The 22,494-nt window shown below is 49.6% G+C and carries 16 protein-coding genes; 5 read left to right on the top strand and 11 right to left on the bottom strand.

Annotation, left to right across the window (positions count from 1 at the left end; genetic code table 11):
• Position 1 precedes the first annotated feature (1 nt).
• Positions 2-1,339 (top strand): isocitrate lyase, encoded by a 1,338-nt coding sequence (gene aceA, locus U0358_RS03415; RefSeq protein WP_011233864.1) that lies wholly within the window; start codon positions 2-4, stop codon positions 1,337-1,339.
• Here the strand turns inward: aceA and aceK are convergent.
• Genes aceK through U0358_RS03400 form a run of 3 tightly spaced genes read right to left on the bottom strand, consistent with a single transcriptional unit; the run spans position 1,323 to position 4,526 of the window.
• Positions 1,323-3,017 (bottom strand): bifunctional isocitrate dehydrogenase kinase/phosphatase, encoded by a 1,695-nt coding sequence (aceK, locus tag U0358_RS03410; protein ID WP_322407076.1) that lies wholly within the window; start codon positions 3,015-3,017, stop codon positions 1,323-1,325. The two genes, aceA and aceK, sit on opposite strands and share 17 nt — an antisense overlap.
• 17 nt (positions 3,018-3,034) lie before the next feature.
• Positions 3,035-4,246 (bottom strand): type II toxin-antitoxin system HipA family toxin, encoded by a 1,212-nt coding sequence (locus U0358_RS03405; RefSeq protein ID WP_322407075.1) that lies wholly within the window; start codon positions 4,244-4,246, stop codon positions 3,035-3,037.
• Positions 4,236-4,526 (bottom strand): helix-turn-helix domain-containing protein, encoded by a 291-nt coding sequence (locus U0358_RS03400; RefSeq protein ID WP_322407074.1) that lies wholly within the window; start codon positions 4,524-4,526, stop codon positions 4,236-4,238. Before U0358_RS03400 ends, U0358_RS03405 begins: the two co-directional genes overlap by 11 nt.
• 170 nt (positions 4,527-4,696) lie before the next feature.
• On the opposite strand from U0358_RS03400, the gene U0358_RS03395 reads away from it, so the two are divergent.
• On the top strand, positions 4,697-5,632 hold the full coding sequence (locus tag U0358_RS03395; RefSeq protein ID WP_322407073.1) for a LysR family transcriptional regulator: 936 nt from the start codon (positions 4,697-4,699) through the stop codon (positions 5,630-5,632).
• A gap of 16 nt (positions 5,633-5,648) precedes the next feature.
• On the opposite strand, the gene U0358_RS03390 is transcribed toward U0358_RS03395, so the two are convergent.
• Positions 5,649-8,825 carry an amidohydrolase family protein gene (locus tag U0358_RS03390; RefSeq protein ID WP_322407072.1) on the bottom strand — a complete coding sequence of 1,059 codons (3,177 nt, stop codon included), beginning with the start codon at positions 8,823-8,825 and terminating at the stop codon, positions 5,649-5,651.
• Positions 8,826-8,975: 150 nt separating this feature from the next.
• On the opposite strand from U0358_RS03390, the gene U0358_RS03385 reads away from it, so the two are divergent.
• Together U0358_RS03385 and U0358_RS03380 are read left to right on the top strand one after the other, a co-directional pair.
• Complete coding sequence (locus U0358_RS03385) at positions 8,976-10,343, top strand: GAF domain-containing sensor histidine kinase (protein ID WP_322407071.1); 1,368 nt, start codon at positions 8,976-8,978, stop codon at positions 10,341-10,343.
• Positions 10,344-10,351: 8 nt separating this feature from the next.
• Positions 10,352-10,807 (top strand): tellurite resistance TerB family protein, encoded by a 456-nt coding sequence (locus U0358_RS03380; protein ID WP_322407069.1) that lies wholly within the window; start codon positions 10,352-10,354, stop codon positions 10,805-10,807.
• A 32-nt stretch (positions 10,808-10,839) separates the two neighbouring features.
• Here the strand turns inward: U0358_RS03380 and U0358_RS03375 are convergent, their stop codons facing one another.
• The 3 genes from U0358_RS03375 to azu form a co-directional block, all read right to left on the bottom strand.
• The gene (locus U0358_RS03375; RefSeq protein WP_322407068.1) at positions 10,840-13,947 is read right to left on the bottom strand and encodes an efflux RND transporter permease subunit; all 3,108 of its coding nucleotides are present in this window, start codon (positions 13,945-13,947) and stop codon (positions 10,840-10,842) included.
• Complete coding sequence (locus U0358_RS03370) at positions 13,947-14,990, bottom strand: efflux RND transporter periplasmic adaptor subunit (protein WP_322407067.1); 1,044 nt, start codon at positions 14,988-14,990, stop codon at positions 13,947-13,949. Before U0358_RS03370 ends, U0358_RS03375 begins: the two co-directional genes overlap by 1 nt.
• An 87-nt stretch (positions 14,991-15,077) precedes the next feature.
• Positions 15,078-15,527: an azurin gene (gene azu, locus U0358_RS03365; RefSeq protein ID WP_322407066.1), complete on the bottom strand. Its 450-nt coding sequence runs from the start codon at positions 15,525-15,527 to the stop codon at positions 15,078-15,080.
• A gap of 85 nt (positions 15,528-15,612) precedes the next feature.
• On the opposite strand from azu, the gene U0358_RS03360 reads away from it, so the two are divergent.
• The gene (locus tag U0358_RS03360) at positions 15,613-16,764 is read left to right on the top strand and encodes a trans-sulfuration enzyme family protein (RefSeq protein WP_322407064.1); all 1,152 of its coding nucleotides are present in this window, start codon (positions 15,613-15,615) and stop codon (positions 16,762-16,764) included.
• Here the strand turns inward: U0358_RS03360 and U0358_RS03355 are convergent.
• The 4 genes from U0358_RS03355 to U0358_RS03340 form a co-directional block, all read right to left on the bottom strand.
• Complete coding sequence (locus U0358_RS03355) at positions 16,761-18,449, bottom strand: NAD-dependent malic enzyme (RefSeq protein WP_322407063.1); 1,689 nt, start codon at positions 18,447-18,449, stop codon at positions 16,761-16,763. The two genes, U0358_RS03360 and U0358_RS03355, sit on opposite strands and share 4 nt — an antisense overlap.
• A gap of 337 nt (positions 18,450-18,786) precedes the next feature.
• Positions 18,787-19,533, bottom strand: coding sequence for a glutamate racemase (gene murI / locus U0358_RS03350; protein ID WP_322407062.1), 747 nt, complete (start codon positions 19,531-19,533; stop codon positions 18,787-18,789).
• Between the two features lie 20 nt (positions 19,534-19,553).
• Positions 19,554-21,803, bottom strand: coding sequence for a heavy metal translocating P-type ATPase (locus U0358_RS03345; RefSeq protein WP_322407060.1), 2,250 nt, complete (start codon positions 21,801-21,803; stop codon positions 19,554-19,556).
• A complete protein-coding gene (locus tag U0358_RS03340) occupies positions 21,796-22,428 on the bottom strand; it encodes a DUF998 domain-containing protein (protein WP_322407059.1) in 633 nt (210 codons plus the stop codon). Before U0358_RS03340 ends, U0358_RS03345 begins: the two co-directional genes overlap by 8 nt.
• Between the last annotated feature and the right edge of the window lie 66 nt (positions 22,429-22,494).

Raw genomic sequence — 22,494 nt, 5'->3', positions numbered from 1 at the left:
TATGACAACCCAGAATCTTTCTTTCGCACAACAAGTTAAAGAATTACAAAAGCAATGGGACACCGACCCACGCTGGAAAGGTGTTGAACGCCCTTACAGCGCTGAAGATGTGGTGCGCCTACGTGGTAGCGTGCAGCCAGAATACACCTATGCCCGCAATGGCGCCGATAAACTGTGGCAGCTCATTCACGGCAAAGCACAGGAAAAATTCGGCAAAGACTATGTGAACGCGTTGGGTGCTTTAACCGGTGGTCAAGCGGTGCAGCAAGTTAAAGCGGGTCTGCAGGCCATTTACCTTTCCGGCTGGCAGGTAGCGGCTGACAACAACTCGGCCTGCAGCATGTACCCGGATCAATCGCTGTATCCGGTAGATTCGGTGCCAACCGTAGTCGAACGTATTAACAACTCGTTCGCCCGGGCCGACCAGATTCAGTGGTCAAAAGGTGTCACGCCGGAAGACGACAACTACGTTGACTACTTTGCGCCGATTGTTGCCGACGCCGAGGCCGGTTTTGGTGGCGTACTCAACGCTTACGAGCTGATGAAGCGCATGATCCAGTCCGGTGCTGCCGGCGTGCATTTTGAAGACCAGTTAGCTTCAGTGAAAAAGTGCGGCCACATGGGTGGTAAAGTGCTGGTTCCGACACAGGAAGCGGTACAGAAACTGTCAGCCGCGCGCTTAGCCGCCGATGTTGCCGGTACACCAACACTGATTGTCGCCCGTACCGACGCTAACGCCGCTGACTTGCTGACGTCAGACTTTGACCCGAACGACAAGCCGTTCATTACCGGTGAGCGAACCGCCGAAGGTTTCTATCGCGTGAAGCCAGGTATTGAACAAGCCATTTCACGCGGCTTAGCTTATGCGCCGTTTGCCGACCTCATTTGGTGTGAAACCGCTAAGCCCGATTTAGACGAAGCACGCCAATTTGCAGAAGCGGTTCATGCCAAGTATCCCGGTAAATTATTGGCCTACAACTGTTCGCCATCGTTTAACTGGAAACGCAACCTGGACGACGACACCATTGCCAAGTTCCAACGCGAGCTTGCCGCAATGGGTTACAAATTCCAGTTTATTACCTTGGCCGGTGTGCACAATATGTGGTACCACATGTTTGAACTGGCCCATGACTATGCCCGCAACGACATGTCAGCCTACGTTAAACTTCAGCAACAAGAATTTGAAGCGGCAGACAAAGGCTACACCTTTGTGGCGCACCAGCAGGAAGTCGGCACCGGTTACTTTGACGAGCTGACCAACGTTATTCAGGGCGGGCTATCCTCAGTCACGGCGCTGAAAGGCTCGACCGAGGAAGACCAGTTTAAAACCTCCGCGTAAAGCGCAAGTCGGCATCATAAGGAAAGACATCCGTGAGCTCACCCTTGCGGATGTTTTTTTGCACGCGGCACCAGTACGCCGGATCAATCAATTCAGGATGACGCTTCAATAGCTTGTCACGGTATTTCGCCTGCGGCACCGCAAACTGCGCCAGCTGCTGCGGGAAAACATCATTCGGTGCGTAGGAAACCTCCCAGTCGTTTTCCGGCAAACGTCTGAAACTCATATCCGTTAAATACCGCACTTCGTCGTAGTCATAAAACACCACACGTTTATGGCGTGTGACACCAAAGTTTTTCAGCAGCATGTCACCCGGGAAAATATTCGCCGCCATCATTTCTTTTAACGCCCGGCCGTAGTCATCCATCGCTGCATCTATTTCTTCATCATTGGCGTATTCCAGGTACAAATTCAGCGGCGTCATTCGGCGTTCAACAAACAACTGGTGAATGATCAGAGTGTCACCTTCTATTGAAATAGAATTAGCAATGGTTTGCTTAAACTCGTCCAGTAAGTCGGCAGATATTCGCTTAAGCGGCAACGCCACATCGACAAACTCCAGAGTATCGGCCATACGCCCTACCCGGTCGTGCCGCTTCACCATGCGGTAACGGTCAATAACCGTCTGGCGGCCAAACTCCTTGGTGCCGCCCAGCCGGTCTTTAATGACTTTAAACACATAAGGAAAAGACGGCAACGTAAACACCGTCATAACCATGCCTTTAACACCGGGGGCAGCAGACAGCTGGTCGTCTGTGCGGCGCAAATGGTGCAAGAATTCCCGGTAGAACTCGGTTTTGCCCTGCTTATGAAACCCCACCGACGAGTAAAGCTCTGCCAGAGTTTTGTGCGGCATCAAGTCCTTTAAAAACCGCACCAAAGCAGAAGGCGCCTCGGTTTCGACCATAAAATACGAGCGGGCAAAGCCAAAAATGGTCGCCATGCGATCCGACCGGGTAATAAAGGCATCCACATAAAGCTTACCCTGCGAGTTGATCAGCACCGGTACAATAAAAGGGTAATGGTTATTCTCAGTCACCACCCGTCCGACAATATACGCGGCTTTGTTTCGATAAAACGGCGACTTCAAAACATCTATGCGCAGGTTATGCGCTTCAATATCGGTTTCGGTTGCGCGCTCAAAGAACTTATCGCGCAGCTGTTCAATATCATTTTCAAAGCTTTCAAATTCACCGCCCAGGCCAATATCCTCAAACACCCGCGTCAGTGTCCCTTCCAGTCCGTCAACCACCGGAAAGTAAGAGTGGCATTCGTTCTCCACCGGTACCGGAATATGATTCGCCAGCACAGTTTCTACAAAAATGTAGTCGTTATTAAAGTAGGCCCGGTCGAACACCCGGCAAAACACGGAATTGTAAAAGGTTTCTGCAAGCTCAGCCTGTGGGTGAAACTTCAGCAGTTGCTGGTAGCGTTGCCGGGTTGCCCGCCACAGGTTTTCCTCAAGCTCATTACCCACACGTCGCTCAACTTTTTTCGCCGTTGTGCCCACCTGATGGTCGTAATAATGAATACGCTCTGAAGCTGCCGACACAACCGCCTTCCAGTCACGCTGCAAGAAACGTTCACGTGCCCCCTGAGTCAGCGCCTGAAAACGCCGATAGTGACTATGAAAGCCATCCAGAATACTTTTTGCCAGGGTTTCGGGGCTAATTGTCATGGTAATGTTTCCTTAATTCAGGCCTTAAGTTTGGACGGCTCGGGAATAACGGCTTTTAATCGTTCAATGTCACCATCCGCAACGCCATTCTCTTTATAATAAGCAGGCCACTCACCCACCAGCTCCCGAATGTTCCCGAGTATGTTCTTCGCTTTTTTAGGCGTAACACCAAACCGTCGGCATTGCGACAAGACATTATCAATACTGCCTTCACGTCCATATTCACCAATCCCCAAAGCATGTTGCTGACTATTATTAATAGGCAGTACATCATAGGCCGGCGAAAGCCTCCAGCCGCCGGACTTTAAATCCCAGAATAAAGCATGATTTCTACCGTGGTCGTCGGTGTTACCAATAAACACATTAAATGCCATACGTTTATAAAGCTCGGTTGCATCCTCAGCGCGCTGACTGGTTTTCCTCATATACTCTGCCAGTGCACCATAGGAGTAGGTTGTCTTTAGCATGGCTTCGCTGACATTTCCCTCGGCCAACAGCGAGTTAGCACTAATAAAATGATGCGAAACATCCAGACCACGACGGTCAAATCGCTCGCTCATCAACACGTCCTCTTCACCAGCTAGTAACTGAGTACCGGCAACATTCACTCCTTCTACTTCGTTTAGCATCGTCATTGTTGCGCTTTCTACTCTGGCTACGTTGTAGAGGTCGTCGGGGCGGTTAAATTTTAATAAATAAGCTTGTCCGTTATGCTGAAGCACGGTTTTTGGCCTGGCACCACCCATTGACTCGCCGTATTGAAACGCTTTTTTCACCTCAACAGAGACATTTTCTGAATTCAGAATTGCGTTTTTCCCGGCCAGTAACAGATCGATATCATCCAGTGTATTCCGGGATACTTTAGCTTTTGATTTTGATTGAGAAAGACTGAAACTAATAGCCCCCACACCCATGGATGCACCCGCAATTAAAAACTCCAACTCATTTTCGGGCTTGGTTGTGCGTAACTGGGTGATCAACTTTCGTCCCCAGGCATCAGCTCCGGCATCGGTCAAAACACCAAACAGCCCTTTGTTAGCACGCGTCTCAAATAGTTCGTCCGTTAACGGCAAGTGAACAGGATCCAGCGCAAAAGCATCGTTTCGGGCTAAATAGGACTGACCGTATCGAAAGCGGCCAATCCTATTGGTCGGGTCATACCAAATAACACCACAAATAACTGGCTCATTCTCTAATCCTTCGATAAAAACATACGCCTTAGAAGTCATTAGAAAAATCCTCTGAGGTTTTTCGGCGTTTGCGCTGAGGCGCGTGTGCCACCCTTGCGTACTGATCATCCAGAACCGGAGTAAAATGCTCTAGTAACCCCAACAATTCCAGGGCGGTAAATAATGTCAGTGAGTTAACTGAATGGCCGTTTTCCATACGATAAACCGTATTGACGCCGCAGCCCAGCCGCTTGGCGAAATCCTGCTGATCCATGGTTAATGAACGCTGACGCTTAATGAGATCCCCAACCGTTTTTAAAAAGCCATTTGCACTATTCACTTTAACCACCAAATATCATTTATTAAAGATTAACAACTTAATTATGGTGGGTTAATAAAAATAAGCAAGTCTGTTTCTTAATCCAGGGCAACGAAACAAAACTGGCGTTATACATTCACCCTATTTATAATCCCGATAGATTTTTTATATCCCACTTATTCTGGATAGCTATGAATACCATCAAAGACATTGATTTGAACCTGCTGGTTTACCTTGATGTTCTGCTGCGGGAAAAAAACGTGACCCGTGCAGCGGCACAGCTAAATATCACCCAGCCCGCCATGAGTAACGGCCTGAAGCGTCTTCGCAACCTGCTGAATGACCCTATTTTGGTACGCACCAGCGAGGGCATGGTGCCGACCCAACGCGCGCTGGACATGCAGGAAGCACTGCGCGGAGTATTGTATTCGGTTGAGGAAATGATCCAGCCGGTGCGTGAGTTTGACGCCCCCACCAGTGATCAGGTGTTTCGTATTATGGCGTCCGATTACGCCGCCTCGACACTCATGCCGAAACTGCTGGAAAAACTCGATGAGCAGGCGCCTCATGTCTCTCTGGATATCATGACCCCCAGTGATATCAGCTTTCACGACGTGGAGAACGGCAAAGTCGATTTAGCCATTAACCGTTTTGAACAACTGCCACAATCGTTTCACCAAAAGAACTTATGGAGCGATGAGTTCTCCTGTTTGATCCGTAAAGATCATCCATTACTGGAAGAGTACACGCTGGACAATTACTTAAAGGCTCAGCACGTCTGGGTGAGTAAAACCGGTTTTGGTGTGGGCGTCGGGATGGATCCGCATGACGTACAAAAACTCGGCTGGGTCGACGACGCGTTAGATAAACTGGGCAAACGCCGGAAAATAAAAGTGTTTACCCGCAATTATCATGTGGCTATGTATCTGGCACGCCAAGGGCTGGTTGCTACTCTGCCAACGCGCGCAGCCGAACTGTATTCACAGGATAACCAACTGGTCATGAAAACCCCGCCATTCGAAATACCGGGGTTAACTCTGACCATGATCTGGTCACCGCTATTACAACACGATGCAGGCCACCGCTGGTTCCGACAAGTGGTCGCCGAAACCGCGGCAGCTTCATAAGGTTCTTAATAAAGGCTTATTCTTCCCAGAAAAAGTCCTTACGTTTGCTTGGCTCCGGCAGCAAGCGATCCATGGTGGTGGCGTCATAGAGTACGCCATTGACCATGGTATGAGTCACTTTATCGGTATCACGGATGTTCTCCAGCGGGTTGCCATCAATCACGATAATATCCGCCAGTTTACCTTCTTCCAGTGACCCTAAAGCGTGGTCCATACCAAAGACTTTTGCCGGGTCGAGTGTAGCTGTGCGCAATGCTTCCAGCGGCTCCATACCGCCCTGCGCCATCATCCAGATTTCCCAGTGTTGCGCTAAACCTTCGCGCTGACCGTGAGCACCAGAGAGCACTTCAACACCTAAGTCCTGCAGCTCAGTCGCCACTTCCGCATTATTAAAGTGGTTATAGTGGTTATGCGGCGCTTTTTCACGACGCATTGCCTTACCCACTAAAAAGTCCATAGGAACATACTGAGTCAGCTTAGGATGCTTCCACACATCGGTTTCCGCATACCAGTAATTCTCACCCCAGATACCGCCATAAGCCACGCCCAGAGTTGGTGTATAAGCCACGTCACTTTGCTGCCATAACTGACGAATATCATCATAGATATTGGCTACCGGCAGTGAATGCTCCACCGTGGTGTGACCGTCCATAATCATGGTTAAATTGTGCTGCAGCAAAGAACCACCTTCCGGCACCACCATCATTTCCAGTTCGCGCCCTGCTTCAACCACTTGTTGACGCTGGTTACGACGTGGCTGGTTATAACTCTTCACAGAAAACGCACCGACTTTCTTCAAACGCTCTAAATGAAACTTAGCGTCTTCTAAGCTATCCACATGCGAGGTGTAACCTGGCCCATTGGCGCCGTATAAAATGGTGCCGGTTGAAAACAGTCGTGGTGCTGCAATTCTTCCCGCTTTCTGCAGTTCTGAGGCCGCAAAAAATTCGGTCGTGTCGTTAGACGGATCGTGAATGGAGGTCACACCAAATGCCAGGTTCGCGTACTGCCCCCAGTTCTGCTGCGGGATAATTTCCGCCTGGCCCTGACCACCGTGCGCGTGCGCATCGAATAACCCGGGCATGACGGTTTTACCGCTGGTATCAATCACTTCAGCACCAGAAGGCACACTCACCTCTGCTTCAGGGCCAACCGCTACAATTTTATTATTTCGAACCACCACGGTACCCTGCTCATAAACGGTATCGCCATTCATGGTAATGACCTGGCCACCAACAAAAGCAACGGTGGTATCCGGTACCATAGCGTCCTGTTCAAAACCAATGTTCTGGCCATTTTCTACTTTCAGTGTGTCGCTGTCGGTTTCAGCATTAAAAGCTTCGGCTACCGATGTATGGTAAAGCTCCGGCCCCAATGTCCAGTAAATCTGATCACTGTTTGCGGTCCAGGATAAGTTTTCACCGGCACGAACGGAAAGTTGATGCACCGGCATTTGTTTATCACCAGGCCCCACGTTTATAACGCTGCCGCGCTCAACTAAAGGCGTAACAAACACTTTAAAGCGTTCCGCAAAAGCCAGTTGCTTGCCGTCCGGAGACACGCGGAATTCAGTAGCCAACTCCGACTGATACAACTCGCGCTGCTCAAGAGTACGCAAATCGATAGCACTCAAGGTTGGCTTAGCGCCCGGTGTCATTAAGTAAACCCGGTCGTTACGAGCGCCGTATTGCGGTAAATTCCCGCTTTCGGCAATTTGCTCTGGCTCCGCATTAGCGGACACCGCAACGCGATAAATACCGTTTTCCAGACCAAACTTATCGGAAATTAAGTAACCACCACGTATTTTGCGATAAACCACGTGCTTACCGTCCGGGGAAAATGTGGGCTCAACAAAGTTGCCCTGTCCGGTATTCAGTACCTGCTCATCACCAGAGCTAATGTCGCGAACAATAACCTGAGCCTGTTCTTCGTCATTCCAGCGAACAAATACGACGCTTTCACCGTCGCGCGAGTATTGCGGGTACAGCTCAAAGTCTTCACTGTTGGTTAAACGCTGTGGCTCACCATTAGGCAGTGAACGCTGATACAAACTACCCAAAGCTTCGTAAATCACCGCGTCACCCTGCGGCGATACTTGCGCCATACGCAGCATTTTTACGTCAAATTCATCAGCTTCAACGTTTTGCTTAAAGCGCAACGCGTGCTGTACTTTCTTTTCGGTTTCAACTCTAAAAGGAATAATGCGCGCGTTGCCGTCGTCAATGTTCAGCTTCTGAATGTGACCGCCAGCCCAGAAAACTAATTGCTTCGAGTCCGGTGTCCAGTCCATGGTCGGGTAAACACCGTGAATGGCCCAGGTTTCCTGCATGTCACGCTCCATCTTCCCGTAAACCCGCTTGTGTTCGCCGGTCTTCAGGTCCAGCACGTACAACACGCTGTCAAAGTCTTCACGCTTAATGTAAGCCAGATAGCGCCCGTCGGGTGACGGTGTCGGACGAATGGCGCCACCGGCACCACTTATCAGAGTTTCAATTTCCCCGCTTTCGCGCTCAAAGCGCTTAATGGTGTAAATGCCTTCCAGCGAGTCTTTACTGTAGTGAAAGGTTTTGCCCGGTGTGTCATCCTGCGAAAAATAGATGTACTTGCCGTCGGGGGAAAACGCCGGCTCGCCTAAGTCTTTCTGGTCGTTCGGACGTTCCGTCAATTGCACGCCCGAGCCGCCACTGCGGTGGTACATCCAGACTTCACCTGCACCTAACGAACGGCTGGCGGTATAGTGCTTACGCGCAACCAGAAATTCACTATCAGGACTCCAGGCCGGGCTGTTTAATAAACGGAAAGTTTCTTCGGTAACCGCACGCACGTTGCTACCATCGGCATCCATCACCCAGATATTATCACCACCGCCCTGATCCGAAGTGAAAGCAATATAACGCCCATTTGGCGAATAAACGGGCTGCATATGCCAGGCTATACCGCCCACAAGCTTTTCAGCGTCTCCGCCGCCAAAGGGCATGCGATAAATGTCACCCAGTAAATCAAATACAATGTATTCACCGTCCGGGCTGACATCCACATTCATCCAGGTACCAGAGTTAACCGAGATATCAATGTCTTTAAATTCACCCTGCGGGCTACTGACATCCCAGCCCTGGGTTTGTTCTTCTGCCATGCTCACCGGTGCAAAACTTAAAAGCGATGCCACCGCTAAGGTTAGTGTTGTCTTTTTCATGGTAGTGCCTCATTCAAAATGTCTTACCTTTGTAAGGAGTTAAGATCCAAAAGTCCAGTCGCTAACGTTAAATGGGGAGTTATGGTCGGTTAATGGACATTAAAAGTCAGTGGGTTATAGTGAGAAAATATTCAGGCAACCGGATTGAATATGAACGACGCCTTAGAAAACATCCTCCTGGACGTCTCTAAATCGCCCGATATTGACGGTGGCGACTTAGAGAGAGCGTCTGAGCTTATATTAACTTCAGCTTTGAAAGGGCTGGATATCACCCGGGTTAGTATTTGGTTATTGCAGCCAGACAAACAAAGCATGACCGCCGCTAAACTCATTGATAAAGAACAGTTAAACACTGATGTGCCCGTATTGCGCAAGTCTGAACTCCCTTCATACTTTCAGGTGCTAATGACTGAGCGAACCATCATCGTCAATGATGCCCGCAGCCACCCGGCTACAGTAGAGCTCAGCGCAAGTTATCTGGAGCAGACCGGTGTACACGGCATGCTCGATGTTCCTTTACGCCATAAAGGTGAAATGATAGGCGTTATGTGCTGTGAAAGCCGCAGACCCTCGCGCCACTGGACATCTAATGAAGTCGCCTTTGTCGGTGTACTTGCGGATATTTATGGCCGGGCAGTCAGCGCTTCCGAGCGTGAGCGATTTGAAGCACTGCTTATTCGTCAGAACGAGCAACTCGAAGGTATGGTCGAAGAGCGCACGGAATCGTTGACTAAAGCACTGGATAATTTTAAACAGGCCCAGGAAAGGTTAATTGAAACGGAAAAAATGGCAGCATTAGGTAAATTAGTTGCTGGTGTTGCTCATGAGGTGAATACCCCGCTGGGTGTCTCAGTGACCGCCGTGACTCATTGTGAGCACCGGCTGAAAAAACTGAATCAGAGCTTTACCGATGGCTCCATTTCTCGAAAACATCTGCAGACCTTTATCGATAATACGTTTGAAGCTTACCAGCTACTAAGCAGCAACCTTGAACGAGCCGCTACTTTGATTCAGAACTTTAAGAAAACGGCTGTCGACCAGTCCAGTTTTGAGCTGGTAAAATGCCAGCTCAACGATTACCTACACGCATTAGTATTAAGCCTGAACCCCATGGTGAAAAAGAAAAAAGTCACCATTACAATTCATTGCAGTGAAGACATTGTCCTCAATACCTATCAGGGGGCGCTGGCACAAATCGTGACTAATTTGGTCAGTAACACCAACGACCATGCTTTTGCCGAGCCCAACGAAAATCATAAAATTGACATTCTTACCGCCGAGGAAGAGAACGGCGTACACTTTTCTTTTCGTGACAACGGCAAAGGCATAGACAGCGAAACCATCAAAGATATTTTTGAGCCTTTTTTTACCACCTCTCGTCAGACTGGCGGCTCAGGATTAGGCCTGTCTATTGTTTATAATTTAGTAACACGGAAACTCAAAGGTCAGATTTCTGTCCAATCAACACCTGGCGAAGGCACTGAATTTTCATTTTTCTTACCGAATTTACCTAAATAGGACCTTGTATGCTTAAAGCTCTGCAAAACTTTTTTCAAAACAATACTGCCGCTGAACAAGTCAGTCTGGATAAGGCTGATGGCATGACAAACGATGCATTCCTTTCACTGGTATTAATGACTGAAATTAGTCTTGCCGACGGTAAGTTATCAGACGACGAACGTCAGCATCTTTTACATGAGCTTGAGAACGAATATGAGATTAAGGGTGAGCAAGCGGAAAACGCTATAAAAAAAGCCGTAACAGCAGTAAAAGAAGCGTCATCATTACATGAGTTCACCTCTCAGCTAAAAGCTCTCGCCTACGAAAAACGTGTTGAATTACTGGAAAGCTTATGGATAGTTGCCTACGCTGATGGCGAACTTGACCCTCATGAGGAAAGCATGTTGCGCAAACTGGCAGACCTGCTCTACATTGGTCACGCGGACTATATTCGAACCAAATTAAACGTCATGGACTCTTAAATTCAGAAATCAGCAACCTATGAGCGGCCATCTTAATGGCCGCTTTCTCTCGCTGCTTCCATTTCACTTTCCAGACGAGCCGCTTCATCCGCTCGAGGTTTAGTAAAGCGTGCTAACCACAAATAAAGCACAGGCGTCAGGTAAAGCGTAAACAGAGTTGCCAGCCCTAAGCCACCGAAAACAACCCAGCCAATTGAATTACGCGCTTCGGCCCCCGCACCAGAAGACAGAATGAGTGGCAGGCCACCCAGAACCGTTGATACCAGAGTCATCATTATGGGCCGTAAACGTATGAGTGAAGCTTCTTCTATCGCCTCACGAACAGCGAGCCCTCGGTCACGCAGCTGGTCGGCAAACTCAACCAGCAATACAGAGTTTTTCGCCAGCAGACCAATCAGCATCACCAATCCAATCTGTGAGTAAATGTTCATGGAGGTGCCCGTCAGGAACAAGGCGTAGATAGCTGCGGCAATGCCGAAAGGTACGGTCAGCATAACAACCACCGCACTGTTTAATGATTCAAACTGAGCCGCGAGTACCAACAAGACAATCAGGAACGCCAGAATATAGGTCATAGCTATTTCCTGCGAGGTATCCTCAAATGTTGCGGCTTCGCCTAAAAATACCAGCCCCATGCTGCTGGGCAAAACTTCTTCGGCAATAGCACGCAACTGCTCTACAACTTCCGACATCGGCAAACCTTCAGGCAGTTGCACATCAACTTCTATCGCGCGCCGCTGTGCCTGACGTTCCAACTCTGCAGACACACCCTCTTCAATAATTTCTGAAACGCTGGAAATGGGTACCAAATCGCCACTACTGGAGGACACATAAAGGTTTTGCATATCTTGTGGCGACTGAATTAAATTATTGCGCGTGCGCAACATAACCGGAATTTGCTGGTCTCCCACGTTTAAGTCAGCGACATCATCACCATTTATAGCAGCACGCAGAGTAGAAGATATGTCATTTAAGGAAACTCCAAGTTCTGCAGCGCGGCGACGATCAATTTTCACCCGTAATTGTGGTTGCGTGGGTTGGTAGGAGACATTCGGGTCACCCAAATCCGGCATCCGCTCTTTGACTACGGCAGTAAACTCACGGGCAGCTCTAAAGATGTCGTCATAATTTTCGCCGGTAATCGCCATTTCCAGGCCACCGCCCTGACCTCTTAAATTCAGGCTGTTATCACCAAAAGCGCGTCCCGGCGCACCCGGAACCTGGCTCAATGGCTCCCGAATGCTATTAATGATTTCCTGTTGGCTAATATCTCGCTCTTCCCAGGGTTTAAGGTTTGCTGTAATGAAAACCAGATTTGGGTCCCACTGGCCAACAACAGTGTAAATGGACTCGATGTCACCACTTTCTTTATATTCCAGCAGCACTTCTTCCAGCTTACGTGCCTGACGATCCATAAACTTAAGACCAACACCGTCAGGTCCGCGCGAGAACACCCGAACCGCCCCGCGGTCTTCACTAGGCATAAGTTCGCTGTCAATTTCATTATAAAGCAACGCTCCGCCGCCAGCAGACAGTAACGATAACACCACCACAACCCAGCTAAAGTCAAGAGCTTTGCGCAGCGTTCGTTTATAGAACCGTTTAAAGGCATTGCCGATTCCTGCAAACCGGTTATTCTGCCCGGCTGATTTAGGCAAACGAGCGGTAAATGCCGGCACCAGGGATAAAGCGACAAAAGAAGAAATGACCACTGCCGCGGCAAGAACACCGCCAAACTCGCGGAATAAACGCCCCGCCGTTGAGGGTAAAAACGCAATAGGGACGAAAACCGCAACCAATACCGCCGTCGTTGCCACTACCGCAAAAAACACTTCGCGGGTGGCTAATACGGCCGCAGCACGGCTACCAAGCCCCATGCTGCGGCGTCGCTGAATATTCTCAGTAACCACAATGGCATCATCAACAATCAAGCCTGTAGCCAGTACCAGCGCCAGTAAGGTCAAAATGTTGATGGAAAATCCCATTAGCCAAATAGCGGCTATAGCACCGAACAACGCAACCGGAATGGAGAACGCAGGAATAATAGTCGCGCGGAATGAACCAATGAATACCCATAAAGTAACGACAACCAGAGCGATGGTAATAGCGAGCGTTGTCACTACTTCAGCTACTGATGTACGAATAAATTGCGCATCATCATTGGTGATACGCATTTCCATATCAGGGAAACGCTCTCGCAGGCGTTCAAGAACCTTCAACGCCTGATCAGAAATTTCAATGGTATTAGACCCCGCCTGGCGTATTACCCCCAAACCAACCACCGGTTTACCATCCAGTCGAACAAAACTGCCGGCATCAGCCGGTGCAAAATAAGCCTGTGCGACATCACCAACACGAGTGTCATCGCGAACAATTATGTTCTCTACTTGCTCTTCCGTAATGGCTGTGGCATCTGCACGAATAATCAGACGCTGATCGGTTGAGCGCAAACTACCAGCCGGTACGTCAAAAGGCGCCAGGCGCAATGCATCAGCGACATCCGTTACAGATAAACCAAAACTCACGAGCTTGAGCGGATCAAGATCAACCCGCAATACGCGTTCCCGGTCGCCGTTCAGGCGCACATCGGCAACACCGTTTATGGCTAAAAATGCCGGAGACAAATCGGTTTCCAGACGGCGGGTCAATTCTTCCTGAGTCAGGCTCTCGCTGCTAACCGCAATATCCAAAACTGATCGCGCATCATTGTCAGCTTTACGAACATTAATTTGTTCAACATCGTCGGGTAATTCCCGACGCACTTGATTGACCGCTTCGCGAACCTCCGCGGCCACCACATCCAAGTCAACTCCGGGACGGAATTCAATAGAAATCCGCGCACTATTTTCTTCACTCGAAGACTGGATTGACTCTACACCCGAAACACGAGCTGCCGCTCCCTCCAGAATACTGGTGACCTCGGCATCCACTGTTTCCGGTGCGGCCCCCGGAAGTGACGCGCTTACACCAACAACGGGTCTGTCCACATCCGGAAGTTCACGTACTTCTACGCCCATAAGCGCAGCCAAACCAGCTATAGCAATAAGAACATTAAGAACAACAATCAATACCGGACGACGAATAGAGACCGAAGGTAAGTCGTTCGCATCCTGCTGATTATTCGGTTGTTGATCTGACATTATTCAATGCCCTCTTGCGCATCAAGTGTGGTTCTGTCGAAAGTCACTGGCTGACCTTCTCGTAAGCTTTGAACACCTTCAACTATAAGCAAATCATCACGTTGAATATCGCCTGAAACCAAGACACGTCCTGCCAAACGCTGTTCTATTTGCACGTCGACTCGGTGCGCTTTGTCGTCTTCAACCACCCAGACGAATGGGTTATTAACCCCCCAGGATAAGGCCGCTTCAGGTATTGAAGCGAACTCTTCACCGGCAAGTTCTATGGCCGTTCTGAAACTCGTTCCCGGTAAAAAATCATCACTGTCGTTACTGATTTCTGCACGAGCTCTGTACATACGGCTAGTGGCATTAATTCGTGAGTCCAGCTCAACAATTTCAGCCGTTACCGGCGTACCAGAATAGCGCCAGGGCTCCACTTTTAGTTCTGCGCCGTCCTGTAACAACGAGACCGCCGCTTCAGGAATACGAAAATCAATTAATAAGGTCGAACGGTCATCTAAAGTGGCGATAGCCGTTTGTTGATCAATGCGGTCACCAACTTCAACGTCAGTAATACCGATAATTCCGGTAAAAGGCGCACGGATAAAACGGTCTTCCAACTCAATTTTGGCGTTTTCCAGTTCAACCCGGGCTAAATCTCTTAATAAAATAGCGTTATCCAGTTCCGACTGAGGAACAGCTCCCTGCTCACGGCTCGAACGTAAACGTTCTACCGTACGTTCTGCATCGCGCAGGTTAATTTGTGCTTGTTCTACTGCAACTTTCTGGCGACGGGCATCCAGCTCGACCAATAGCTGGTCTTTCTCAACTTTTTCCCCCGGCGTAAAATTTACCGAGACCACTCTGTCGCCAACAGCAGGGTATATGGTAATGGAGCGCACAGCTTCCGCTGTACCAACTGCTTCTACCCTATTGCGTTCGCGCTCAAAGGTGACTGGCTGCGTAATCACCAGCGCTTCACGTGATCCAAATTGTTGCGCCTGACTACCTGTACCAAGCAATGACAACAAAAGAACAAAGGTAATGAGTAAAAACTTCATAGCAGTCAAATAGAGCTCCAAAAAAACTGCAGCCAAGGGGGCTGCAGTTATTACTAGTCAATTTGCGGTTAAGCCATATTGCGAAAGTTATTCTTTAATCGCAAAGCTGCCTTGCATAATTGCTGAGTGGCCTGGGAAGGTGCAGAAGAATTTATAATCAGTATCTGCACTCATACCTTCTGTTGAAAACGTCACTGACGTTTGCTCACCACCACCAATAACGTCGGTTGCAGCAATTACAGCATCAGAGTCTGGTACATAGTTATTATCCATACCTGCTGACATACCTTGTTGTACTACAGACTGCATGTCACCAGCTTCACTCAGTACCCAGTTGTGACCCATCACTTTTTTATCCAGTTTACCCGTGTGATGAAGGGTTACTGTTACTTCGTCACAGCTAGCTGGTACGGACATCTCTTTTGTATCAAATCTCATGTTGTCATTGCTATCTATGGAGAGCTCACATTCGTTAGCCTGCGCGGCGTTTGCGACAAACAACATAGAGCCTAGTAGTGCGGAAATTATGTAACGCATTGCAATACCTCTTCGGTTAGTATGAAATGATTCCTTTCTAATATACGTGATATCTCGCATTGAGATTACTTTAACGAGAATTTATATGACGAAACGTCCTTTTTCGCCGCAATCACTCCTTGCTCAGGGTGGTAGTCACTCTGACAACGAGAATGGAGTAATTATCCCTCCAGTATACACATCAACGACTTATCTGCGTGATGACGACAATCAATATCGTAGCGGTCGGGTGTATTCAAGAGCTGACAACCCCACTTATCGCCCTGCAGAAAAGCTGTTGGCAGAATTAGAAAATGCGGCAGATGCACGCCTGTTCGCTTCGGGCATGGCCGCTGCTACCGCTGTTTTTCAGGCCTTAAAGCCAGGCGACTCGGTCATAGCTCCCAAGGTTATGTACTGGGCTTTGCGCAAATGGCTACAAACTTTTGGTGTCGATAGCGGACTGGATGTTCGGTTTCTCGATACCACCAATTTAAATAAAATACGCGACGCTATTGCGGAAAGAAAGCCTACGCTTATTTGGCTTGAAACGCCGGGCAACCCGCTTTGGACAGTTACCGATATCGCCGCCGTCGCTAACCTGGCAAAAGAATGTGGTGCCCTGCTTGCCGTTGATTCGACGGTGGCAACACCACTGCTGACCAAGCCATTGGATCTTGGCGCCGATATTGTCATGCACTCCGCGACTAAGTACCTAAACGGCCACTCCGATGTTATTTCCGGCGCACTGGCTGCTCGTGAAGATAACGAGTTCTGGAAACGCTTAGTGGCTATTCGTGCCCAGTCCGGAGCCGTTCCGGGGCCTCAGGACGCGGCGCAACTCTTGCGTGGCATGCGAACGCTGTTTTTACGGGTCCGGGAAAGTTGTCAAAGTGCATTATATATAGCAGAGCAGCTGGAGCAGCACCCGCAGGTTATTGAAGTTTTGTATCCCGGCTTGCCAAGCTTTGCCGGTCATGAAATAGCCGTTAAGCAAATGCAGAGCGGTTTTGGCGGTATGCTGTCTATTCGTTTAGCCGGTGGCGAAAAAGCGGCAATTGCGGTTGCAGCTAAAACTCAGCTCTGGCACCGCGCTACGTCATTAGGTGGCGTGGAAAGTCTGATTGAGCATCGCGCCAGCATTGAAGGCCCGGACACGCCGGTGCCGCTGGATTTATTGCGTTTATCGGTAGGCATTGAAAACGCCGATGACCTGCTAAACGATTTACAGCGGGCCATCGACTTAGCGCATTCTTAAATACTTACGCGCTTGTAGAAGCGGTATTCCGGTTTCCAGAAATTGTTGTCGATGCGCTCACGAAGCGTGTCTTCATCAATTTCCAGTGCTAAACCCTCTTGTTGAGCCACTTTACCCACAGCAAAAGCAATGTCTTTGCTTAGCTGAGTTAAATCATTAAAAGCTGGCAATAAGGCTTCACCTTTACCATTAGCGCTGGGCGATGCATTCGCCAGTGTTTTACTTGCCACTCGCAGCATTTCATCACTCACCCGCTCAGATTTAACCGCTAACACCCCAAGACCAATGCCTGGGAAAATATAACTGTTATTGCACTGCGCTATCGGGTAAATACGGCCATCATATTCCACCTCTCCGAACGGGCTTCCGGTTGCCACAATAGCCCGGCCTTCGCTCCACTTCAGGACATCTGTAGGGTGCGCTTCCACGTGTCTGGAGGGGTTACTCAGTGGAAAAATAATGGGACGCTCGACATTTTTTGCCATGGTTGAAATAACTTGTTCGGTGAAGAGCCCGGCCTGGCCTGACACACCAATTAAAATGTCAGGCTCGGCACAATGCATAACGTCCAGCAGCGACGGATAATCACCACTGTATTCCCACGCGTTTAAATCGCTGGTCTTCTGCGCCAGCGCCTGTTGGAAGTCACGCAAACCATCCATGGTATCCATAACCAAACCAAAACGGTCGACCATGAAGATCTGTTTCTTCGCTTGTTCCTCGCTTAAGCCCTCGGCGGTCATCTGAATCATAATCTGCTCTGCAATACCGCAGCCCGCAGATCCAGCACCAACAAACACCACCTTCTGCTCACTAAGCTTTTTACCTTTTTGACGGCAGGCTGCCAGCAAGGTGCCCACCGTCACAGACGCGGTGCCCTGAATGTCGTCATTAAAACAGCAGATTTCGTCGCGATAACGACGCAATAAAGGCATGGCGTTAGGCTGAGCAAAATCCTCAAACTGCAGCATCACACCCGGCCAGCGTCTGGTCACCGCTTTTATGAACTTGTCGAGGAATTCGTCGTATTCGTCCTGCTCAATACGCTTATGCCGAGCGCCCATATACATAGGGTCTTCCAGCAATTTTTCATTATTGGTACCAACATCCAGCATCACCGGCAGCGTATACGCAGGGCTAATTCCGCCGCAAGCGGTGTACAGCGAGAGCTTTCCAATAGGAATACCCATGCCGCCTATACCCTGGTCGCCTAAGCCCAGAATGCGCTCACCGTCGGTCACCACAATCACTTTCACTTTTTGTTTAGTGGCATTGCGCAGAATATCGTCAATCTGATCGCGTTCAGAATAGGAAATAAATAAACCGCGTGAGCTGCGGTAAATATCTGAGAACTTCTCACAGGCATCACCCACCGTCGGGGTGTAGATAATCGGCATCATCTCTTCCAGATGATCCGTCAATAAACGATAGAACAGGGTTTCGTTGTTGTCCTGAATAGCGCGCAGATAAATGTGCTTGTTAATGGGCGTTTCAAAGCTTCTGTACTGCATGTAAGCCCGCTCGGCCTGCTCCTCAATACTCTCATAACGAGGTGGCAACAAGCCCGTCAGGTTAAACGCGGCACGCTCTTCCCGACTAAAGGCACTGCCCTTGTTCAGTAACGGGGTTTCCAACAAGTTAGGACCAGAATACGGAATATAAAGCGGACGCTGCGTCTGCGGCATAAGTACAAACTCCTGAAAGCAAAAGTAATACGAATATCATAACATCAACATCACGCTAGTTGCTATTCCAGCTGGCTCAGAGCAGGGGAAGCAGAGCTGGTAGGTAATTCGGCTGAGATAACAGAACCCGGGCTTCAGGAGACGCTGCAACTTCATCCATGAACGCTTGACGAAGGCCATGGAACTGATAAAGCTCGCCGGATCAGTGCGCCGACGGTTACAAAGGCTCTTACGGAGGTGTGCAGCGCCATGGATGGCGCTGCTCAAGCCCTACAGGGATGTACTCGCGGGCGTCCTCCGAAAGAGCCTTTATAACCTCAGCACTCGTTCGGTCAGGCTACAGCTTCAGGCCCCAGCGGGTGGCGGTGCGTTTTACGGCGTCGACGTTTTCAGTGGCTATAATGTGCAGTGGAGTGGTGTCAAACTGGGCGCTTAGGTCCAGATGTTGCTTCAGCCAGGCCAGCATGGCTTCGCCGGAGTGGATGGTTTTGGCGCCATTGAAATAAGCTGAAATGCTCTTGGCTATCAACGGAAAATGAGTACAGCCCAGTAGCACCACATCGGGCTGTTCAAGCTTGCCAAAATAATGCTTGAACGTTTCCTGCAGTATCGGACCATCGTAGAGCTCTTCTTCAACAATAGGCACAAACAACGGCGTGGGCAGGGCCTCCACCTGGTTGTAACCTAAAGCCTGTATCTGTTGCTGGTAAGCACCGGAGTTTATAGTCGATCGCGTAGCAATAACCAACACTCTGGCACTGGTATCAATACCCTGCAGTTGCTCCAAAACCATTACACCGGGCTCCAGTACCCCGTACACTGGCTTATTGGAGAACTTCTGCATTTGCTCCAGAGCGGTCACACTCACGGTGTTACAGGCCACCACCAGACAATCCACATCGGCGCCATTAAAAAACTCAACCGCTTCCAGCGCATAGCGCGTCACCGTATTGCTGTCCTTGCTACCGTAAGGCACGCGGGCGGTGTCTCCATAATACAGCAGTTCACTGAAACAACCGCTTTGTTGCAACGATCGAGCCACGGTTAAACCACCGACACCGCTATCAAAAACCCCGACTTTCATGGCCGTCCATTCCTTTCAATTTACTTCTCTAAATTCACGGTTTTAAGCCGCAGCGCGTTAGTTATCACGAACACACTGGATAACGCCATGGCACCCGCTGCCAGCATAGGTGACAGTAAAATACCGAAAAACGGATACAGTACGCCCGCGGCGACAGGGATCAGTGCGGTATTATAAGCAAAAGCCCAGAATAAATTCTGACGAATGTTGCGCATGGTGGCTTCAGACAAAGCAAAGGCCTGTTGTACCACGGTCAGATTATCAGACATTAGCACCACATCGGCAGATTCAATAGCGACGTCTGTACCGGTCCCAATAGCAAAACCCACGTCCGCGGAGGCCAGTGCAGGAGCGTCGTTAATACCGTCCCCCACAAATATAACCTGACCCCATTCTTTTTTCAGGCGCTTAACCGCATCCACTTTGCCATCGGGTTTTACATTGGCAACCACTTCGTCAATACCCAACTCCTTGGCAATGCGTTTTGCGGTAGACTCAGCGTCACCGGTTACCATGGCGGTTTTCAGGCCGTCGGCGTGTAGGCGCTTAATCAATTCTTTGGCACTCGATTTAATCGGATCGTCCTGAGTAAATACGGCCGCCAGCTTACCGTCTATTGCGACATAAATCGGGGTGCGTCCACTCTCTGACCATGCTTTAGCATCTGCAGGCTCAGCATCCAGCGCAATGTCGTTGTCCTGCATCAGGTCGCTGGTGCCAATGTAAAGCGTTTTACCATCTACTTTTCCCGTGACCCCCAAACCTGAAATAGCCTCAAAGGTATCCGGCTCGCTGACTTTAATGTCCTGGTCTTTGGCATAATTCACCAAAGCTTCTGCCGTAGGATGCTCGGATTTAGCTTCAACCGAAGCCGCTAATGTCAGCACCTCTTTTTCGTTAAACTCGCTTAGGGTAATCCACTCTGTAATAGTCGGCTTGCCTTCGGTCAGCGTACCTGTTTTATCAAAGATAACGCCTTTGGATTGTTGCAACGCCTGCAGGGCACTACCCTGACGGAACAACACACCCATCTCCGCACCGCGGCCTGTGCCCACCATAATAGACGTGGGTGTCGCCAGACCCATGGCACAAGGGCAGGCAATAATCAGGACGGCGACAGCATTAACCAGTGCAAAAGTGAGTGCTGACTCACTGGCAGCAAAATACCACACCACAAAAGTCAGCAAGGCCACCAGCATAACTGCAGGAACAAACCACAGGGTAATGCGGTTCACTGTGTCCTGAATCGGCAATTTACTACCCTGCGCCTGCTCGACCATACGGATGATCTGCGCCAGCACGGTTCCTTCACCGGTAGCCGTTACTTTAAAACGCAAAGTGCCTTTTTCGTTCAGCGTTCCACCAACGACTTTGTCTTCTTTTTGCTTGTGCACCGGTTCGGCTTCACCGGTTATCATAGCCTCGTTGACATAACTGTCACCGGAAGATACTTCACCATCCAGAGCAATGCGTTCACCCGGACGTACCTCAATTTCATCGCACTTGCCCAGCTCGGCAATATCGACTTCGGTCACTTCGCCGTCACGCACCACTCGCGCTGTTTTGCTTTGCAGACTCATTAAACGCTGAATAGCATCGGAGGTGTGGCTTTTAGCCCGTGCTTCCATAAAGCGCCCGGCCAGGATCAAGGTGACAATAACCGCCGAGGCTTCGAAGTAAACGTTCACGGACTCACTCGGCAACCACGAAGGCACCAAAGTTGCCACCACCGAATAGCCCCAGGCCGCCGTGGCGCCCAGTGCCACCAAAGAGTTCATATCCGGTGCGCCCCGGAATAGCGCGGGAACACCCAATTTATAAAAGCGTGCGCCGGGAACCGCTAATACCAGGGTAGTAAGCACTAACTGTATCCACCAGCTGGTTTGCAAGCCGAGTGAGTTATGTACCCACTCGGAAAACACCGGCACCATATGGTTGCCCATGGCCAGCAGGAACACCGGCAACGTCAGCAAAGTCGAAAGCCATAACTGGCCTTTTAACGTACGCATTTCCTTTGCCTGTTGCTCACGCTGCTCACGCATTTGCTTATCGCGATCAACAACCTCATGCGCCTCGTAGCCCGCACTTTTCACCGCCTGAACTAATTCATCCACCGACAGCTTGTCAGAGTAAGTTACTTCAGCACTGTCCGACGCCAGGTTTACCGAAGCATCTTCAACGCCGTCTAAGCCATTTAATGCCTTGTCGACACGACTGGCGCACGAGCCACAGCTCATGCCTTCCACACTTAAACGAACAGATTTACTCATTACTGCCTCCGTCGGCTTCTGCCGGTTTAAGCCACAACAGCAGCCAGAACACCACCAGTTGTGCCACGCCAATATAACGTTGTATCGCGCCGCGTACTTCAGTCAATTCGGGGTTAATCATTAGCACAAAACCTAAGGCAATAATCACTGACAGAAGAACAAAAGCACAGCGCACCGGCCAGGTAGTTTTCGGGGTAAAGGTCAGTAAAAGCGTACCTAACGCAAAACCGAAGTAACTGACCATGCTAATAATATTGTGTAATGCCTGAGAACTGGAACCATCTGTCGGGCAGCCTAAATCACAAGGTGCCAGTGCCGCACCGAGGTAAGCCACAGGGTAGAAAAATAGAAGGCTCCAGCCAATATGGCTAATGCCTTTAACGCGTAAATGCGGACGAGCAGTTAGTAGCACACCGAAAGAAACCATAGCCAGCGGAATAAAACCGACCCAGCCAAAAGCGCCAGCGGCAGTGCTGCCGGTCGCGTTAATTTCGCTTATATACTGGCTTACATGAGAAAAGTCGCCTTTTACCCAGGTGGCAACCAATTGCAGACCAACCCAAAATAAGGTCAGAATAATTAACTGCGGCATAACAGGAGAGCTTTTCGTCGGTGTGTTTTCCATGTAGCCTCCTCGGCTGTATTAATGTGATAATCTTTCACTACAGTGTAAACCAAGATGGGAACAGAT

Source organism: Idiomarina sp. PL1-037, assembly GCF_034422975.1.
Lineage (GTDB): Bacteria > Pseudomonadota > Gammaproteobacteria > Enterobacterales > Alteromonadaceae > Idiomarina.
Note: the sequence above shows the minus strand (reverse complement) of the source record. Positions and strands in the feature narration are given on the sequence as shown.

Excerpts from the sequence above, each read along its gene's own strand:
- aceA (WP_011233864.1), top strand. The coding sequence starts at position 2 with ATGACAACCCAGAATCTTTCTTTCGCACAACAAGTTAAAGAATTACAA.
- aceK (WP_322407076.1), bottom strand. The coding sequence starts at position 3,017 with ATGACAATTAGCCCCGAAACCCTGGCAAAAAGTATTCTGGATGGCTTT.
- U0358_RS03405 (WP_322407075.1), bottom strand. The coding sequence starts at position 4,246 with ATGACTTCTAAGGCGTATGTTTTTATCGAAGGATTAGAGAATGAGCCA.
- U0358_RS03395 (WP_322407073.1), top strand. The coding sequence starts at position 4,697 with ATGAATACCATCAAAGACATTGATTTGAACCTGCTGGTTTACCTTGAT.
- U0358_RS03390 (WP_322407072.1), bottom strand. The coding sequence starts at position 8,825 with ATGAAAAAGACAACACTAACCTTAGCGGTGGCATCGCTTTTAAGTTTT.
- U0358_RS03385 (WP_322407071.1), top strand. The coding sequence starts at position 8,976 with ATGAACGACGCCTTAGAAAACATCCTCCTGGACGTCTCTAAATCGCCC.
- U0358_RS03380 (WP_322407069.1), top strand. The coding sequence starts at position 10,352 with ATGCTTAAAGCTCTGCAAAACTTTTTTCAAAACAATACTGCCGCTGAA.
- U0358_RS03375 (WP_322407068.1), bottom strand. The coding sequence starts at position 13,947 with ATGTCAGATCAACAACCGAATAATCAGCAGGATGCGAACGACTTACCT.
- U0358_RS03370 (WP_322407067.1), bottom strand. The coding sequence starts at position 14,990 with ATGAAGTTTTTACTCATTACCTTTGTTCTTTTGTTGTCATTGCTTGGT.
- azu (WP_322407066.1), bottom strand. The coding sequence starts at position 15,527 with ATGCGTTACATAATTTCCGCACTACTAGGCTCTATGTTGTTTGTCGCA.
- U0358_RS03360 (WP_322407064.1), top strand. The coding sequence starts at position 15,613 with ATGACGAAACGTCCTTTTTCGCCGCAATCACTCCTTGCTCAGGGTGGT.
- U0358_RS03355 (WP_322407063.1), bottom strand. The coding sequence starts at position 18,449 with ATGCCGCAGACGCAGCGTCCGCTTTATATTCCGTATTCTGGTCCTAAC.
- murI (WP_322407062.1), bottom strand. The coding sequence starts at position 19,533 with ATGAAAGTCGGGGTTTTTGATAGCGGTGTCGGTGGTTTAACCGTGGCT.
- U0358_RS03345 (WP_322407060.1), bottom strand. The coding sequence starts at position 21,803 with ATGAGTAAATCTGTTCGTTTAAGTGTGGAAGGCATGAGCTGTGGCTCG.
- U0358_RS03340 (WP_322407059.1), bottom strand. The coding sequence starts at position 22,428 with ATGGAAAACACACCGACGAAAAGCTCTCCTGTTATGCCGCAGTTAATT.